The 17372-nt window shown below is 53.9% G+C and carries 12 protein-coding genes, 8 tRNA genes and 4 rRNA genes; all 24 read left to right on the plus strand.

Annotated features, from left to right (window positions below):
- The first annotated feature begins 6 nt into the window (after nucleotides 1-6).
- The 24 genes from pabC (at nucleotide 7) to clpC (ending at nucleotide 17344) form a co-directional block, all read left to right on the plus strand.
- Nucleotides 7-882 (plus strand): aminodeoxychorismate lyase, encoded by an 876-nt coding sequence (gene pabC / locus QSJ10_RS00405; protein ID WP_033014184.1) that lies wholly within the window; start codon nucleotides 7-9, stop codon nucleotides 880-882.
- Entirely contained in the window at nucleotides 879-1733 is an 855-nt protein-coding gene (folP, locus tag QSJ10_RS00410) for a dihydropteroate synthase (RefSeq protein ID WP_033014183.1), read from the plus strand. The genes pabC and folP overlap by 4 nt, the downstream gene beginning before the upstream one ends.
- Nucleotides 1726-2085: a dihydroneopterin aldolase gene (gene folB / locus QSJ10_RS00415; RefSeq protein WP_287136198.1), complete on the plus strand. Its 360-nt coding sequence runs from the start codon at nucleotides 1726-1728 to the stop codon at nucleotides 2083-2085. The genes folP and folB overlap by 8 nt, the downstream gene beginning before the upstream one ends.
- A 1-nt stretch (nucleotide 2086) precedes the next feature.
- Nucleotides 2087-2614 carry a 2-amino-4-hydroxy-6-hydroxymethyldihydropteridine diphosphokinase gene (gene folK / locus QSJ10_RS00420; protein ID WP_033008956.1) on the plus strand — a complete coding sequence of 176 codons (528 nt, stop codon included), beginning with the start codon at nucleotides 2087-2089 and terminating at the stop codon, nucleotides 2612-2614.
- Nucleotides 2566-2787, plus strand: coding sequence for a helix-turn-helix domain-containing protein (locus tag QSJ10_RS00425; protein WP_053532830.1), 222 nt, complete (start codon nucleotides 2566-2568; stop codon nucleotides 2785-2787). Before folK ends, QSJ10_RS00425 begins: the two co-directional genes overlap by 49 nt.
- A 15-nt stretch (nucleotides 2788-2802) precedes the next feature.
- On the plus strand, nucleotides 2803-3801 hold the full coding sequence (gene dusB, locus QSJ10_RS00430) for a tRNA dihydrouridine synthase DusB (RefSeq protein ID WP_033014181.1): 999 nt from the start codon (nucleotides 2803-2805) through the stop codon (nucleotides 3799-3801).
- A 330-nt stretch (nucleotides 3802-4131) separates the two neighbouring features.
- The gene (gene lysS / locus QSJ10_RS00435) at nucleotides 4132-5616 is read left to right on the plus strand and encodes a lysine--tRNA ligase (protein ID WP_033008952.1); all 1485 of its coding nucleotides are present in this window, start codon (nucleotides 4132-4134) and stop codon (nucleotides 5614-5616) included.
- 507 nt (nucleotides 5617-6123) lie between these two features.
- Nucleotides 6124-6240: ribosomal RNA gene (rrf, locus tag QSJ10_RS00440) — 5S ribosomal RNA — on the plus strand.
- Nucleotides 6241-6248: 8 nt separating this feature from the next.
- A tRNA-Val gene (locus QSJ10_RS00445) sits at nucleotides 6249-6324 on the plus strand.
- Between the two features lie 150 nt (nucleotides 6325-6474).
- A tRNA-Lys gene (locus QSJ10_RS00450) sits at nucleotides 6475-6550 on the plus strand.
- Between the two features lie 14 nt (nucleotides 6551-6564).
- Nucleotides 6565-6649: transfer RNA gene (locus QSJ10_RS00455), tRNA-Leu, on the plus strand.
- 11 nt (nucleotides 6650-6660) lie between these two features.
- Nucleotides 6661-6735 (plus strand) — tRNA-Gly (locus tag QSJ10_RS00460).
- 15 nt (nucleotides 6736-6750) lie between these two features.
- Nucleotides 6751-6836 (plus strand) — tRNA-Leu (locus tag QSJ10_RS00465).
- 3 nt (nucleotides 6837-6839) lie between these two features.
- Nucleotides 6840-6913 (plus strand) — tRNA-Arg (locus QSJ10_RS00470).
- 4 nt (nucleotides 6914-6917) lie between these two features.
- Nucleotides 6918-6991: transfer RNA gene (locus QSJ10_RS00475), tRNA-Pro, on the plus strand.
- A gap of 12 nt (nucleotides 6992-7003) precedes the next feature.
- Nucleotides 7004-7076, plus strand: a tRNA-Ala gene (locus QSJ10_RS00480).
- Between the two features lie 204 nt (nucleotides 7077-7280).
- A 16S ribosomal RNA gene (locus tag QSJ10_RS00485) occupies nucleotides 7281-8839 on the plus strand.
- Nucleotides 8840-8931: 92 nt separating this feature from the next.
- Nucleotides 8932-9075 (plus strand): hypothetical protein, encoded by a 144-nt coding sequence (locus QSJ10_RS00490; protein WP_162489997.1) that lies wholly within the window; start codon nucleotides 8932-8934, stop codon nucleotides 9073-9075.
- A 157-nt stretch (nucleotides 9076-9232) separates the two neighbouring features.
- Nucleotides 9233-12160, plus strand: a 23S ribosomal RNA gene (locus QSJ10_RS00495).
- A gap of 240 nt (nucleotides 12161-12400) precedes the next feature.
- A 5S ribosomal RNA gene (gene rrf / locus QSJ10_RS00500) occupies nucleotides 12401-12517 on the plus strand.
- Together the 16S, 23S and 5S rRNA genes with 8 tRNA genes alongside form the textbook arrangement of a ribosomal RNA operon.
- 274 nt (nucleotides 12518-12791) lie before the next feature.
- Complete coding sequence (ctsR, locus tag QSJ10_RS00505) at nucleotides 12792-13253, plus strand: transcriptional regulator CtsR (protein WP_033017268.1); 462 nt, start codon at nucleotides 12792-12794, stop codon at nucleotides 13251-13253.
- Between the two features lie 14 nt (nucleotides 13254-13267).
- On the plus strand, nucleotides 13268-13816 hold the full coding sequence (gene mcsA, locus QSJ10_RS00510) for a protein-arginine kinase activator protein McsA (RefSeq protein ID WP_033008611.1): 549 nt from the start codon (nucleotides 13268-13270) through the stop codon (nucleotides 13814-13816).
- 4 nt (nucleotides 13817-13820) lie between these two features.
- The gene (gene mcsB, locus QSJ10_RS00515; RefSeq protein ID WP_287136169.1) at nucleotides 13821-14912 is read left to right on the plus strand and encodes a protein-arginine kinase McsB; all 1092 of its coding nucleotides are present in this window, start codon (nucleotides 13821-13823) and stop codon (nucleotides 14910-14912) included.
- Complete coding sequence (gene clpC / locus QSJ10_RS00520; RefSeq protein ID WP_033017266.1) at nucleotides 14909-17344, plus strand: ATP-dependent protease ATP-binding subunit ClpC; 2436 nt, start codon at nucleotides 14909-14911, stop codon at nucleotides 17342-17344. Before mcsB ends, clpC begins: the two co-directional genes overlap by 4 nt.
- Nucleotides 17345-17372: the final 28 nt, after the last annotated feature.

Here is a 17372-nt window from a genome sequence, read left to right on the forward strand (position 1 = left end):
GGGCATATGTATGTGTATGTCAATGGGGAGATTGTCCCGTATGAGGAGGCGAGGGTTTCGGCGTTTGACCACGGTTTTTTATACGGGATCGGCTTGTTTGAGACGTTCCGCACGTATGAGGGACATCCGTTTTTGCTTGACGATCATTTAGCGCGGCTAAATCGCGGGCTTTCCGAGTTGCGCATCCAAAAGCAGGTAAGCCGTGCGGAGGCGCTCGGGATCATCGAGCGGTTGCTCAGGGCCAATGGTCTTCAGGACGCCTATGTACGTTTCAACGTCTCGGCTGGGGTTGGCGGTCTTGGCTTGTCGATGGAGCAGTATAGCCATCCAACGGTGATCGTCTATATGAAGCCGCTGCCGCCATCCGCCCCTCCAGAAGGGAAAGAAGGGGTCGTTTTAACAACGAGGCGGAACAGCCCTGAAGGCGATGAACGGTTAAAATCGCATCATTATTTAAACAATATAATTGGAAAGTGGGAGCTTGGCCGCCGTGTGGATGTGGAAGGCATTTTTTTAAATCGGGACGGGCAAGTAGCCGAGGGAATCGTTTCGAATATTTTTTGGGTCAAGGACGGCGTTGTCTACACCCCGGCGCCGTCTGTCGGCATATTAAACGGCGTTACGAGGCAGTTCGTCATCGCCTTGCTCGAACGGCTTCATATCCCGATTAAAGAGGGAGCGTATCCCCTGTCCCATTTGCAGGAGGCTGATGAGGTCTTTATTACGAATTCACTGCAGGAAATTGTGCCGCTTCACTGCATCGGCCGCCGCTCTTATAGCGGAAAACATGGCCCGGTGACCTGTGCGCTGCAACATCATTACCGCCGCTTTACCGATACATTATGGACGAGGAACGAACTGAAAGAAAGGATGAACGAATGATGGCAACGATGACGCGTTCCTTTGTATTAAAATGCCGCGGGCATGAGCTGGATTTGCGCCAAAAAACGTTGATCATGGGCATTGTCAATGTGACGCCTGACTCGTTTTCCGACGGCGGCCGGTTTTATGAAGTGGAAAAAGCGGTCGAGCATGCGAAACGGCTCGTGGCGGAAGGAGCCGACATCATTGACATCGGCGGTGAATCAACTCGTCCGGGGGCGGATCCAGTGCCGCTTGATGAAGAGCTACGGCGCGTCATTCCGGCAGTCAAAGCGATCGCCGATGCGGTGGACGTGCCGATTTCCGTCGACACGTATAAAGCCGAGGTCGCAAGGCAGGCCATTGAAGCGGGAGCGCATATCATCAACGACGTTTGGGGCGCCAAAGCCGATCCGGATATGGCCCACGTCGCCGCTTCGTACGGAGTGCCGATCATTTTAATGCACAACCGTCACGATATGGCATACCGCGATCTCATTTCCGACATGATCGCCGACTTGAAGGAGAGCATCCGTATTGTCAAACAGGCGGGAGTAAAAGAGGAAAACATTATTGTAGATCCGGGGATCGGATTTGCCAAAACGGTTGAACATAACCTGGAAGTGATGCGGCGTCTCGATGAGTTTGCTGCTTTGGGATACCCACTTTTGCTTGGCACATCGCGCAAACGGTTTATCGGCCATGTGCTCGATGTGCCGGTTGAGGAGCGGGTCGAAGGAACGGGGGCAACAGTTTGCCTTGGCATCGTGAAGGGGGCGCATATCGTCCGCGTCCATGACGTATTGCCGATCGCCCGCATGGCGAAAATGATGGATGCGATGCTCGGGAAAGGAGAGAGCGGCCATCGATAAAATTTATATTCAAGGTATGGAATTTTACGGTTATCACGGAGTGCTCCGAGAAGAAAACGTCCTCGGCCAGCGGTTTTTGGTCGATGTGGCCCTTGAGCTCGACTTGCGTCCAGCCGGCCGGAGCGACCGTCTCGAGCATACGGTGAACTATGCGGAAGTATACGAGCGCTGTCGGACGATCGTGGAAGAGAGGACGCTCGCCTTGATCGAAGCGGTTGCCGAGGCGATCGCGGATGAGCTGCTTGCCGCTTTCCCCGCCGTTCAGCGGTGCACGGTGAAAGTAATCAAGCCGAATCCGCCCATTCGCGGCCATTATCAGCATGTCGCCGTTGAAATCTACAGGGGGCGGTAAGGTGGAAAACATTGCGTATATTGCTTTAGGTTCCAACCTTGGAGATCGTGCGTACTATTTGCGTTCAGCCGTCGCGGCGCTTCATCGCCATAAGGGAATTTTTGTCACATCGGGTTCGTCCATCTATGAAACCGACCCGGTCGGTTACGTCAACCAAGACAAGTTTTTAAACATGGTGATTGAGGTGGCGACCGCTTTGTCGCCATTTGCTTTGTTTGACGTGACGCAACAAATCGAACAGGAATTTGGCAGGAAAAGGGAAACTCGCTGGGGGCCGCGCACGTTAGACCTTGACATTTTGTTGTACAATCATGAAAATATTGAGACAGAGCGACTTGTCATTCCGCATCCGCGCATGGCGGAGCGGGCGTTTGTTTTAATCCCATTGCTCGAGATCAATTCCCATTTGACAATACCGAACGTTTCGGAACCGTTAGCAGACATTATTGACCGACTACCCGACAAAAAAGGAGTTCGTGTATGGAAGCAGAAAGATGGGGAAGACGTATTCGCGCTTTTCGAAAGCTGAAAGGATATACACAAGAAAAGTTGGCCAAGGAACTCGGCATTTCCGTTTCGATTCTCGGCGAAATTGAACGGGGGAACCGGATGCCGTCCGACACGCTTGTCGGACAGATCGCCGAGCGGCTGAACGTATCGGTTGAGGAGCTGGCACCGCCAAATTTCGAATCAAACAGGTAGAAAGGAGGCGTTTTTATGTTTCGCATTGGTGATGTGGAAATTCAAAACCGTGTCGTCCTTGCGCCGATGGCAGGCGTGTGCAATTCGGCTTTCCGCCTGACCGTAAAGGAGTTCGGCGCCGGTCTTGTATGCGCAGAGATGGTGAGCGATAAAGGAATCGTATACAACAATGAAAAGACGTTAAATATGCTCTATATCGACGAACGCGAAAAGCCGCTCAGCTTGCAAATTTTCGGCGGTGAAAAGGAAACACTTGTCAAAGCAGCGAAATTTGTCGACAAAAATACAAATGCCGATATTATCGACATCAACATGGGCTGCCCAGTGCCGAAAATTACGAATTGCGATGCCGGAGCGAAATGGCTCCTCGACCCGAACAAAATTTACGATGTCGTCGCCGCCATTGTCGACGCCGTCGAAAAACCCGTCACGGTCAAGATGCGAATCGGTTGGGATGACCAACATATTTACGCTGTTGAAAACGCCCAAGCGGTCGAACGCGCCGGCGGCAAAGCCGTCGCCGTCCATGGACGGACAAGGGTGCAAATGTATGAAGGGAAGGCGAATTGGGACATCATTAAGCAAGTCAAAGAGGCCGTCAACATTCCAGTCATCGGAAACGGTGATGTCAAAACGCCGCAGGATGCCAAGCGGATGCTCGAAGAAACTGGGGTTGACGGCGTGATGATCGGGCGGGCGGCGCTCGGCAACCCGTGGATGATTTATCGCACGGTCCGCTATTTAGAAACAGGGGAGCTCATTCCCGAACCGACCCCAAGGGAAAAAATCGATGTCTGCCTGTTGCACTTGGACCGTCTGATCGCCCTTAAAGGCGAGTATATTGCGGTGAAAGAAATGCGCAAGCACGCGGCTTGGTATTTAAAAGGCATCCGCGGGGCGGCGAAAATCCGCAACGCCATCAACGAGTGCGAGACGCGGGACGAATTGACCGCGCTCTTGCTTCAAGTCGCCGAAGAAGCGGAAAGCCGGGCGGCGAACGCCGAAGCCGTTTAACGGATTTCCGAAAGAAGTCTCCCACCTCAAGGAACGCGAAGGGTGTAACCCAGTGAGTAAGTGGGAGATGAATATTGGTTGGCGTTAGCCAACGAATAGGATAGAATATGGCTAGAACGGACACCTTCGGAACGAAGGGAAGCGTAAAGGGTTCTGGTGTGTGGCTTACCGTTCGGCGAACACGCACAAGTCGCTTGAAGCCTTCACCTCTAAGCGAAGCGTAGGTGGCGGGTAGTTCACACAACGGAGATGACGTTCGTGCAGCGGAAGACTGCCAGCGGGTGCTGGCAGTATTTTTCGTAAAAAATCGCTAAATGGAGTGAATGAGGTATGAGCCATGAAGAATTGAACGACCAATTGCGCGTCCGCAGGGAAAAGCTGAAAAAAATTGAGGAATTGGGTGTCGATCCGTTTGGCAAACGGTTCGAGCGCACGCATAAAGCGGAAGAGCTGTTTGAACTGTATGGAGATTTGTCAAAAGAGGAACTCGAAGAGCAACAAATCGAAGTCGCCGTCGCCGGCCGCATCATGACAAAGAGAGGCAAGGGAAAAGCGGGCTTTGCTCACATCCAGGACGTGACGGGACAAATTCAAATTTACGTCCGCCAAGACGATGTTGGCGAACAGCAATACGAGCTGTTTAAAATCTCCGACCTCGGCGACATCGTCGGCGTGCGCGGCACGATGTTTAAAACAAAGGTCGGCGAACTTTCGATCAAAGTATCGTCGTATGAATTTTTAACAAAAGCGCTGCGTCCGCTGCCGGAAAAATACCACGGCTTAAAAGATATCGAGCAGCGCTACCGCCAACGCTACCTCGATTTAATTATGAATCCGGAGAGCAAAAAGACGTTCATCACCCGCAGTCTCATTATTCAATCGATGCGCCGCTATCTTGACAGCCATGGCTACTTGGAAGTCGAAACACCGATGATGCACGCCGTAGCAGGCGGTGCGGCGGCGCGCCCGTTCATTACGCATCATAATGCGCTCGATATGACGCTGTATATGCGGATCGCCATCGAGCTGCATTTGAAACGGCTCATCGTCGGCGGCTTGGAAAAAGTGTATGAAATCGGGCGCGTTTTCCGGAATGAAGGCATTTCCACCCGCCATAACCCGGAGTTTACGATGCTCGAATTGTACGAGGCGTATGCCGACTTCCGCGATATCATGAAATTAACGGAGAACTTGATCGCTCATATTGCCACGGAAGTGCTTGGCACAACAAAAATTCAGTACGGCGAACATCTTGTCGACTTGACGCCTGAATGGCGGCGCCTCCATATGGTCGATGCGATCAAGGAATATGTCGGCGTCGATTTCTGGCGGCAGATGAGCGACGAAGAGGCGCGGGAGCTGGCCAAAGAACACGGTGTCGAAGTCGCGCCGCACATGACGTTCGGCCATATCGTCAATGAATTTTTTGAACAAAAAGTAGAGGATAAACTGATCCAGCCGACGTTCATTTACGGCCACCCGGTCGAAATCTCGCCATTAGCCAAGAAAAACCCAGACGACCCGCGCTTTACCGATCGGTTTGAGCTGTTCATCGTCGGGCGCGAACATGCGAACGCCTTTACGGAACTAAACGACCCGATCGATCAGCGTCAACGGTTTGAGGAGCAGCTGAAGGAGCGCGAACAAGGAAACGATGAAGCGCATGAAATGGACGAAGATTTCCTCGAAGCGCTCGAATACGGCATGCCGCCGACGGGCGGACTCGGGATCGGGGTCGACAGGTTAGTCATGCTTTTGACCAATTCACCGTCTATTCGCGATGTATTGCTCTTCCCGCAAATGCGCCATAAATAACCACGATCGTCCCCTGTTGCGAACAACGGCAGGGGACAGTTTGTTATGAGAACTCGATTCAAGAAAAAGCCGGCTGCTGCCAGCCCCTAAGAAGGCCGGTGAAAAACAACGGATTCGTTTGGTTTTTGAGAAATCGAAAGGAACGAAGTTATAGTGTTGCAAAGTTTCTCAATTTGCCGCCCGTCCTAGACAAATGGAAAGATCTAAACCGGAAAATCGTTGATCATTACTATCGTCTTGGCAAATCATATTTGCATCATACACCACTCGCATTTGCCTATAAAACGTACCAACGATAATTTTCGTTCGACGATTGACTTTTAGTCATAGAATGTATATAATGAGCAATGTTGTTTTTGAGAACAAAACAAAAAACGAAATGAGTTGACAAGCTTTCTTCAGTGTGTTATATTATGATAGCACGTGAGACGTCAATAATGACGAACAAAAGGATATTGACAAGCAAACAAATTTGGTTATAATATAACTTGTCTGTTCTGTTGACTGCCTAGTGATGATAGCGGAGGGGAAACACCCGTTCCCATCCCGAACACGGAAGTTAAGCCCTCCAGCGCCGATGGTAGTTGGGGCCAGCGCCCCTGCGAGAGTAGGTCGTCGCTAGGCAACAGCGTGGAGGATTAGCTCAGCTGGGAGAGCACTTGCCTTACAAGCAAGGGGTCGGCGGTTCGATCCCGTCATCCTCCACCATTTATATACCATGAGCCATTAGCTCAGTAACGAGCGCTGCATCTTTGAGTTCGCTGCGAGTTGCCTCGGCGCACTGAGCTTCCTTGAAACAGCTAGTAGAGGAAGAGGCAGGTAGAGCTCATCAGTACGTAGAGTGTTATGATCAACTATGAGCCATTAGCTCAGTAGGTAGAGCATCTGACTTTTAATCAGAGGGTCGGAGGTTCGAGTCCTCCATGGCTCACCACCAACTATATATTTGCGGGTGTGGCGGAATTGGCAGACGCGCTAGATTCAGGGTCTAGTGCCCTTTACGGGCGTGGGGGTTCGAGTCCCTTCACCCGCATAATGATTTGGGCGGAAGTAGTTCAGTGGTAGAACACCACCTTGCCAAGGTGGGGGTCGCGGGTTCGAGTCCCGTCTTCCGCTCCATTTATTTGCCTGTTAGCCGGGGTGGCGGAATTGGCAGACGCACAGGACTTAAAATCCTGGGGTAGGTAACTACCGTGCCGGTTCGAGTCCGGCCCTCGGCACTTGCGCTCGTAGCTCAATTGGATAGAGCATCTGACTACGGATCAGAAGGTTAGGGGTTCGAATCCTCTCGAGCGCGTTAGCGGGAAGTAGCTCAGCTTGGCAGAGCACATGGTTTGGGACCATGGGGTCGCAGGTTCAAATCCTGTCTTCCCGATAGCGTCCGCATGGGGCCTTAGCTCAGCTGGGAGAGCGCCTGCTTTGCACGCAGGAGGTCATCGGTTCGATCCCGATAGGCTCCATTATCGTTCCTTGAAAACTGAACGAAACGAAGCGCGACGAAAAGCGGAGGTTCGCGGGTCGCCGCGACGGGCAAATGTTCTTCGCCTGCAAGGGTGCTTGCACCCGGAAGGTGAAGGTTATTTGACCCCGAGCGGCGGCGGACCGAAGCTGGACAATACGAAAAGCAGAGGTCCGCATTGGCCGAAGCAAAAGCCAATCAACTTTCTTTGGAGAGTTTGATCCTGGCTCAGGACGAACGCTGGCGGCGTGCCTAATACATGCAAGTCGAGCGGACCGGATTGGGGCTTGCCTTGATTCGGTCAGCGGCGGACGGGTGAGTAACACGTGGGCAACCTGCCCGCAAGACCGGGATAACTCCGGGAAACCGGAGCTAATACCGGATAACACCGAAGACCGCATGGTCTTCGGTTGAAAGGCGGCCTTTGGGCTGTCACTTGCGGATGGGCCCGCGGCGCATTAGCTAGTTGGTGAGGTAACGGCTCACCAAGGCGACGATGCGTAGCCGGCCTGAGAGGGTGACCGGCCACACTGGGACTGAGACACGGCCCAGACTCCTACGGGAGGCAGCAGTAGGGAATCTTCCGCAATGGGCGAAAGCCTGACGGAGCGACGCCGCGTGAGCGAAGAAGGCCTTCGGGTCGTAAAGCTCTGTTGTGAGGGACGAAGGAGCGCCGTTCGAAGAGGGCGGCGCGGTGACGGTACCTCACGAGAAAGCCCCGGCTAACTACGTGCCAGCAGCCGCGGTAATACGTAGGGGGCGAGCGTTGTCCGGAATTATTGGGCGTAAAGCGCGCGCAGGCGGTCTCTTAAGTCTGATGTGAAAGCCCACGGCTCAACCGTGGAGGGTCATTGGAAACTGGGGGACTTGAGGGCAGGAGAGGAGAGCGGAATTCCACGTGTAGCGGTGAAATGCGTAGAGATGTGGAGGAACACCAGTGGCGAAGGCGGCTCTCTGGCCTGCACCTGACGCTGAGGCGCGAAAGCGTGGGGAGCAAACAGGATTAGATACCCTGGTAGTCCACGCCGTAAACGATGAGTGCTAAGTGTTAGAGGGGTCACACCCTTTAGTGCTGCAGCTAACGCGATAAGCACTCCGCCTGGGGAGTACGGCCGCAAGGCTGAAACTCAAAGGAATTGACGGGGGCCCGCACAAGCGGTGGAGCATGTGGTTTAATTCGAAGCAACGCGAAGAACCTTACCAGGTCTTGACATCCCCTGACAACCCAAGAGATTGGGCGTTCCCCCTTCGGGGGGACAGGGTGACAGGTGGTGCATGGTTGTCGTCAGCTCGTGTCGTGAGATGTTGGGTTAAGTCCCGCAACGAGCGCAACCCTCGCCTCTAGTTGCCAGCATTCGGTTGGGCACTCTAGAGGGACTGCCGGCGACAAGTCGGAGGAAGGTGGGGATGACGTCAAATCATCATGCCCCTTATGACCTGGGCTACACACGTGCTACAATGGGCGGTACAAAGGGCTGCGAACCCGCGAGGGGGAGCGAATCCCAAAAAGCCGCTCTCAGTTCGGATTGCAGGCTGCAACTCGCCTGCATGAAGCCGGAATCGCTAGTAATCGCGGATCAGCATGCCGCGGTGAATACGTTCCCGGGCCTTGTACACACCGCCCGTCACACCACGAGAGCTTGCAACACCCGAAGTCGGTGAGGTAACCCGCAAGGGAGCCAGCCGCCGAAGGTGGGGCAAGTGATTGGGGTGAAGTCGTAACAAGGTAGCCGTACCGGAAGGTGCGGCTGGATCACCTCCTTTCTAAGGACGAAAAGCGGAAGCGCCGCGTTCGGCTCTCGAAGCCAAATGTTCTTCACCCGGAGGGGTGCTGGCACCCCGAGGGGGAAGGTTATTTGGCAGAAGAGAGCCAGGCGCTGGAGCTAGACAAGACGAAAAGCGAAGGCCGCAATGGCCAACTGTCGATACACAGCGCTTCTGTTTCGTTCAGTTTTGAGGGAGCGAGTCATGTTCTCTCAATGACAAAAATCGTTCCTTGAAAACTAGATAACCGGAAAAGCGGAGGCGAGCGTTTCGCCGCGATGGGCAAATGTTCTTCGCCTGCAAGGGTGCTTGCACCCGGAAGGCGAAGGTTATTTGACCCCGAGCGGCGGCGAGCCGACGCTAGACAATAAGGAAGAAGCCGAGAGCGCTGTAGGTTAAGCTAGAAAGGGCGCACGGTGGATGCCTTGGCACTAGGAGCCGATGAAGGACGGGGCAAACGCCGAAACGCTCCGGGGAGCTGTAAGCAAGCGTTGATCCGGAGATGTCCGAATGGGGGAACCCACTGTCCGTAATGGGGCAGTATCCATGCCTGAATCCATAGGGCATGGAGGGCACACCCGGGGAACTGAAACATCTTAGTACCCGGAGGAGAAGAAAGCAAACGCGATTCCCTGAGTAGCGGCGAGCGAAACGGGAACAGCCCAAACCAAGAGGCGTGCCTCTTGGGGTTGTAGGACCGCTCATTGTGGGAGTGAGAAAGGAACGGGGTAGACGAACCGGTCTGGAACGGCCGGCCAGAGAAGGTGACAGCCCTGTAGTCGAAACTTCGTTCCCTCCCGAGCGGATCCTGAGTACGGCGGGACACGGGAAATCCCGTCGGAAGCAGGGAGGACCATCTCCCAAGGCTAAATACTCCCTAGTGACCGATAGTGCACCAGTACCGTGAGGGAAAGGTGAAAAGCACCCCGGAAGGGGAGTGAAAGAGAACCTGAAACCGTGTGCCTACAAGTAGTCAGAGCGCGTTCATGCGTGATGGCGTGCCTTTTGTAGAATGAACCGGCGAGTGACGATGGCGTGCGAGGTTAAGCCGAAGAGGCGGAGCCGCAGCGAAAGCGAGTCTGAACAGGGCGAAAAGTACGTCGTCGTCGACCCGAAACCAGGTGATCTACCCATGTCCAGGGTGAAGGCCGGGTAACACCGGCTGGAGGCCCGAACCCACGCACGTTGAAAAGTGCGGGGATGAGGTGTGGGTAGGGGTGAAATGCCAATCGAACTTGGAGATAGCTGGTTCTCCCCGAAATAGCTTTAGGGCTAGCCTCGGGATGGAGAGTGTTGGAGGTAGAGCACTGATTGGGCTAGGGGCCCTCATCGGGTTACCGAACCCAGTCAAACTCCGAATGCCAACGACTTATGCCCGGGAGTCAGACTGCGAGTGATAAGATCCGTGGTCGAGAGGGAAACAGCCCAGATCGCCAGCTAAGGCCCCAAAGTGCACGTTCAGTGGAAAAGGATGTGGAGTTGCAAAGACAACCAGGATGTTGGCTTAGAAGCAGCCACCATTTAAAGAGTGCGTAATAGCTCACTGGTCGAGTGACTCTGCGCCGAAAATGTACCGGGGCTAAACGTGCCGCCGAAGCTGCGGGATGACCGTTGGTCATCGGTAGGGGAGCGTTCTAAGGGCGTTGAAGCCAGACCGGAAGGACTGGTGGAGCGCTTAGAAGTGAGAATGCCGGTATGAGTAGCGAAAACAGAGGTGAGAATCCTCTGCGCCGAAAGCCTAAGGGTTCCTGAGGAAGGTTCGTCCGCTCAGGGTTAGTCGGGACCTAAGCCGAGGCCGAAAGGCGTAGGTGATGGACAACAGGTTGAGATTCCTGTACCACCTCCTTCCCGTTTGAGCGATGGGGGGACGCAGGAGGATAGGGCGAGCAGGCGGCTGGAAGAGCCTGTCCAAGCCGCAAGGCTGATCCGTAGGCAAATCCGCGGATTGTAAGGCCAAGCGGTGATGGCGACGGAGTCATCCGGAAGTCCCCGATTTCACACTGCCAAGAAAAGCCTCTAGCGAGGGAAGAGGTGCCCGTACCGCAAACCGACACAGGTAGGCGAGGAGAGAATCCTAAGGCGCGCGGGAGAACTCTCGTTAAGGAACTCGGCAAAATGACCCCGTAACTTCGGGAGAAGGGGTGCTCGTTTGGGTGAAGAGCCCGAACGAGCCGCAGTGAAAAGGCCCAAGCGACTGTTTATCAAAAACACAGGTCTCTGCGAAGCCGAAAGGCGACGTATAGGGGCTGACACCTGCCCGGTGCTGGAAGGTTAAGGGGAGCGCTTAGCGGAAGCGAAGGTGCGAACCGAAGCCCCAGTAAACGGCGGCCGTAACTATAACGGTCCTAAGGTAGCGAAATTCCTTGTCGGGTAAGTTCCGACCCGCACGAAAGGTGTAACGACTTGGGCGCTGTCTCAACGAGAGACCCGGTGAAATTATACTACCTGTGAAGATGCAGGTTACCCGCGACAGGACGGAAAGACCCCGTGGAGCTTTACTGCAGCCTGATATGGAATTTTGGTATCGCTTGTACAGGATAGGTGGGAGCCTGGGAAGCCGGAGCGCCAGCTTCGGTGGAGGCGGCGGTGGGATACCACCCTGGCGGTATTGAAATTCTAACCCGCACCCCTTATCGGGGTGGGAGACAGTGTCAGGCGGGCAGTTTGACTGGGGCGGTCGCCTCCCAAAAGGTAACGGAGGCGCCCAAAGGTTCCCTCAGAATGGTTGGAAATCATTCGGAGAGTGCAAAGGCACAAGGGAGCTTGACTGCGAGACGGACAGGTCGAGCAGGGACGAAAGTCGGGCTTAGTGATCCGGTGGTTCCGCATGGAAGGGCCATCGCTCAACGGATAAAAGCTACCCCGGGGATAACAGGCTGATCTCCCCCAAGAGTCCACATCGACGGGGAGGTTTGGCACCTCGATGTCGGCTCATCGCATCCTGGGGCTGTAGTCGGTCCCAAGGGTTGGGCTGTTCGCCCATTAAAGCGGTACGCGAGCTGGGTTCAGAACGTCGTGAGACAGTTCGGTCCCTATCCGTCGCGGGCGCAGGAAATTTGAGAGGAGCTGTCCTTAGTACGAGAGGACCGGGATGGACGCACCGCTGGTGTACCAGTTGTCCCGCCAGGGGCACCGCTGGGTAGCTATGTGCGGACGGGATAAGCGCTGAAAGCATCTAAGCGTGAAGCCCCCCTCAAGATGAGATTTCCCACCGCGTCAGGCGGGTAAGATCCCTCGAAGATGACGAGGTCGATAGGTCCGAGGTGGAAGCGTGGCGACACGTGGAGCTGACGGATACTAATCGATCGAGGGCTTAACCTAACAAGAAAAGTGGAGGCCGCCTGCTTATCGGCGAGGCGCGCTGGAGGGCCTGCGAGCGGGCTTAGCCCGCCGCAGCAGGACCGAAGCGTCGCGAGCCGATGGCGGCCGGAACTAGACAGCGAAAAGCGCAGGCGAGCGGCGGCGAGCCGGAGCTAGACAATGAAAAGTGAAAGCGTCCCGGCTTCTTCCTGAAACGGTTATCTAGTTTTCAGGGAACGAATTCCTAACAACCTCATATGGCCTAGTGGTGATAGCGGAGGGGAAACACCCGTTCCCATCCCGAACACGGAAGTTAAGCCCTCCAGCGCCGATGGTAGTTGGGGCCAGCGCCCCTGCAAGAGTAGGTCGCTGCTAGGCTAAGCAGAAAGCACGCCTTTTTCTTCATTAGGAGAAAAAGCGTGCTTTTTCGTTTATCTGACCGAGAAGCGTTTTACTGGGCGAAAAAACGGATATTCTATAGATAGTCTCCCTTGTTTCGGTAGCCCTTGCAATTTTTCGTCATACATTGTATAGTAAAAGCAAGGTCAAATATAGTCAAAGTCAACAAGATGGCGGTGATGCTTCTTCCCAAGGAATGCCCGTTTATTATTGGGCAGGGAGCAGCTTGGTTGTGAGGAAGGTGGGAGGTAGAGTGCCAAACATTTCCGACATTATCGAGCAATATTTGAAGCAAGTACTCAATATGAGCGACCAAGACATCGTTGAAATTAAACGAAGTGAAATTGCTAATAAATTCCGATGTGTTCCCTCGCAAATCAACTATGTCATCAACACGAGATTCACGCTCGAGCGCGGATATATTGTTGAAAGCAAGCGCGGTGGCGGCGGCTATATCCGCATTATGAAAGTAAAGACGAAAAGCGAGGCGCAGCTGATTGACCAGTTGCTCGAGCTGATCGACCACCGCATCAGCCAGTCGAGCGCCGAAGATGTGATAAAACGACTTATGGAAGAAAAGGTGATTTCGGAGCGGGAAGCGAAAATGATGTTGAGCGTGATGGATCGCTCCGTTTTATATATCGATTTGCCCGAGCGGGATGAACTGCGGGCGCGCATGTTAAAGGCGATGCTGACGTCGCTAAAGTATAAGTAGGGGAGGGGAAGGCATTGATTTGCCAAGAATGCAAGCAACGCCCGGCGACGATGCATTTTACGAAAATAGTCAACGGGGAAAAAACGGAATTTCACCTTTGCGAGCAATGCGCCAAAGAACATGGTCATACGTTTATGCTCTATGGCCATGACGACTTTCCGCTCAACAATTTGTTAGCGGGGCTTCTCAACTTTCAAGCTCCGATGAAAGAAGTGACGGCCAATGCGTTCCCGAATCCGGATTTGCTTCAATGCGAGACGTGCCAAATGACATACCACCAGTTTACGCAAATTGGGCGGTTCGGTTGCGCCGACTGCTATCGGACGTTTGCCCGTTACCTTCCGCCGATTTTAAAACGGCTTCATAGCGGAAATACTGCTCATTCAGGGAAAATTCCGAAGCGAAAAGGCGGCGTCCTCCATTTGCGGAAGCAGCTGGCCACGTTGAAACAAAAGCTTCAGGAATTAGTTGCCCGCGAGGAATTTGAGCGGGCGGCCGAGGTGCGCGACCAGATTCGTTCGTTAGAGGACGAACTTCGCCGACGTGGAGAGGGGGAGATGTAGCGGTATGTCATTTGGAAAGTTTTTCAACACAGCGGTCAGCGCTTGGATGAGCCAGGAGGGGCCGAATTCGGACATCGTGTTGAGCAGCCGCATCCGGCTGGCGCGCAATATTGTTGATTTTCGTTTCCCAACGCTGTTTAGCAGCGAAGAGGCGAAACAAATCGTTGCCTTGTTTGAGCGCGCGTTCGTCCATCGTCCGTATGGGGAAGCGGGACGGTTTGAACTGTTGAAAATGTCGGAGCTTCAACCGATTGAAAAACGGGTATTGGTGGAAAAGCACTTAATCAGCCCGCATTTGGCTGAAGATTCGCCGTTTGGCGCCTGCCTGCTTTCGGAAAATGAGGAAATCAGCATTATGATCAACGAGGAAGACCATATCCGCATTCAGTGTCTGTTTCCAGGGCTTCAGCTTGCCGAGGCGCTTGAGGCGGCGAGCGAGTTGGATGATTGGATTGAAGGGCATGTCAACTATGCGTTCGATGAACGGCTTGGTTACTTAACGAGCTGTCCGACGAACGTCGGAACGGGGTTGCGGGCGTCGGTGATGATGCATCTTCCGGCGCTGGTGCTGACGCAGCAGATCAACCGCATCATCCCTGCCATCAACCAGTTGGGACTCGTCGTCCGCGGCACGTACGGGGAAGGAAGTGAGGCTTTAGGGGACATTTTCCAAATTTCGAACCAAATTACGCTCGGAAAATCAGAAGAAGATATTGTCGCTGATTTGCATACGATCGTTGAGCAGCTCATCGCCCAAGAAAGGGCGGCTCGCCAGGCATTAGTGAAAACGTTGGGCATACAATTAGAAGACAAGGTATTCCGTTCATACGGCATATTGGCCAACTGCCGCGTCATCGATTCGAAGGAGGCGGCGCAATGCCTGTCGGATGTGCGTTTAGGGATCGATTTAGGATATATCAAAAACGTCTCGCGCAACATTTTAAATGAGCTGATGATTTTGACGCAGCCAGGATTTTTGCAACAATATGCCGGAGGGGTGCTTCGCCCTGAGGAACGGGATGTCCGCCGGGCGGCGTTGATTCGGGAACGCTTAAGGATGGAAACACGAAGAAAGATGGAGGGTGATGAACGATGATGTTTGGCAGATTTACGGAACGGGCGCAAAAAGTGCTGGCGTTGGCGCAAGAGGAAGCCATCCGCCTCGGCCATAACAATATCGGAACCGAACATATTTTGCTTGGGCTGATCCGTGAGGGGGAAGGAATCGCTGCTAAAGCGCTCATGGCGCTTGGACTTGACCCGGATAAAATCCAAAAAGAAGTCGAATCGCTCATCGGCCGCGGCAATGAAGTGTCCCATACGCTCCATTACACGCCGCGGGCGAAAAAAGTGATCGAGCTGTCAATGGACGAAGCGAGGAAACTTGGCCATTCGTATGTCGGCACGGAGCATATTTTGCTTGGCTTGATCCGCGAGGGGGAAGGCGTGGCCGCTCGCGTGCTGAACAACCTCGGGGTGAGCTTGAACAAGGCGCGCCAACAAGTGTTGCAACTGCTCGGCAGCAATGAATCGGTATCGGGCCACGGCGGTGGGGGGGCTTCGCATGTAAGCACGCCGACGCTTGACAGCCTTGCCCGCGATTTGACGGCGATTGCCCGCGAAGGGCGGCTTGATCCGGTCATCGGCCGCAGCAAAGAAATTCAGCGTGTTATTGAAGTGTTGAGCCGACGGACAAAAAACAACCCGGTGCTCATCGGTGAACCGGGGGTTGGAAAAACAGCGATCGCGGAAGGATTGGCCCAGCAAATCGTCAACAACGAAGTGCCGGAAACGCTGCGCGACAAACGGGTCATGACGCTCGATATGGGGACGGTCGTCGCCGGGACGAAATACCGCGGCGAATTTGAAGACCGGCTGAAAAAAGTGATGGACGAAATTCGCCAGGCGGGCAATATCATTTTGTTCATCGATGAACTCCATACGTTAATCGGCGCTGGCGGAGCCGAAGGGGCCATCGACGCGTCGAACATTTTAAAGCCGGCCTTGGCGCGTGGAGAATTGCAATGTATCGGTGCGACAACGCTTGATGAATACCGCAAATACATTGAGAAAGATGCTGCGCTCGAGCGCCGCTTCCAGCCGATTCACGTCGATGAGCCGACAGTTGAAGAGTCGATTCAAATTTTAAAAGGGCTGCGCGACCGGTATGAAGCGCATCATCGCGTCTCGATTTCCGATGAGGCGATCATTCAGGCAGTCAAACTTTCCGACCGGTATATTACCGACCGGTTCCTGCCGGATAAAGCGATCGACTTGATTGATGAAGCTTGCTCGAAAGTGCGTCTCCGTTCGTTCACGGCGCCGCCGAAACTGAAAGAACTGGAGCAAAAGCTTGAAGAAGTGCGAAAAGAGAAAGATGCGGCCGTGCAAAGCCAAGAATTTGAAAAAGCGGCGTCGCTGCGTGATATGGAGCAGCGGCTGCGTGAAGAGCTTGAAGAAACGAAACGTGCGTGGAAAGAAAAACAAGGCCAAGAAAATTTGGAAGTGACGGTCGAAGACATTGCCGCGGTCGTCTCGAGTTGGACCGGGATTCCGGTATCGAAGCTGGCCGAGACGGAAACCGAGCGGCTGTTGAAACTGGAAGAAATTTTGCATTCGCGCGTCGTCGGCCAAGACGAGGCGGTCAAAGCGGTGGCCAAAGCGGTGCGCCGCGCCCGGGCTGGCCTCAAAGACCCGAAACGCCCGATCGGTTCGTTCATTTTCCTCGGCCCGACCGGCGTCGGGAAAACGGAATTGGCCCGTGCATTGGCCGAGGCAATGTTTGGAGATGAAGATGCCCTCATTCGCATCGATATGTCCGAGTATATGGAAAAACACTCGACATCGCGGCTCATCGGTTCGCCGCCGGGGTATGTCGGCTACGAAGAAGGCGGTCAGCTGACCGAAAAAGTGCGTCGCAAGCCATACTCGGTCGTTCTGTTGGATGAGATGGAAAAAGCGCATCCGGACGTGTTTAACATCTTGCTGCAGGTGCTCGAAGACGGGCGGTTGACTGACTCGAAAGGGCGGACGGTTGACTTCCGCAACACGATCATCATTATGACATCGAACGTCGGCGCGGATGCTTTGAAGCGGAACAAGTATGTCGGCTTTAACATCCAGGATGGAAACCAGCAATACAAAGACATGAAAAGCAAGGTCATGGATGAGCTGAAAAAAGCGTTCCGTCCGGAGTTTTTGAACCGGATCGATGAAATTATCGTCTTCCATTCGCTTGAAAAAGACCATCTAAAACAAATTGTCCGTCTGATGGCTGATACGCTGGTGAAACGGCTGAAAGAGCAAGATATTGACCTTGAATTGACGGAGGCGGCGATTGAGAAAATCGCTGCTGAAGGTTTCGATCCGGAATACGGGGCTCGCCCGTTGCGCCGCGCTTTGCAAAAACATATTGAAGACCGTTTGTCCGAAGAACTGTTAAAAGGCACGATCGCCAAAGGACAAAAAGTCGTCGTTGATGTGAAAGATGGGGAATTTGTCGTATTGGCAAAACAGGCCGTGATGTGATGAAAAAAGGTATGCGGCACGATGCTGC

The organism is Geobacillus stearothermophilus ATCC 12980 (assembly GCF_030369615.1).
Classification (GTDB): Bacteria; Bacillota; Bacilli; order Bacillales; family Anoxybacillaceae; genus Geobacillus; species Geobacillus stearothermophilus.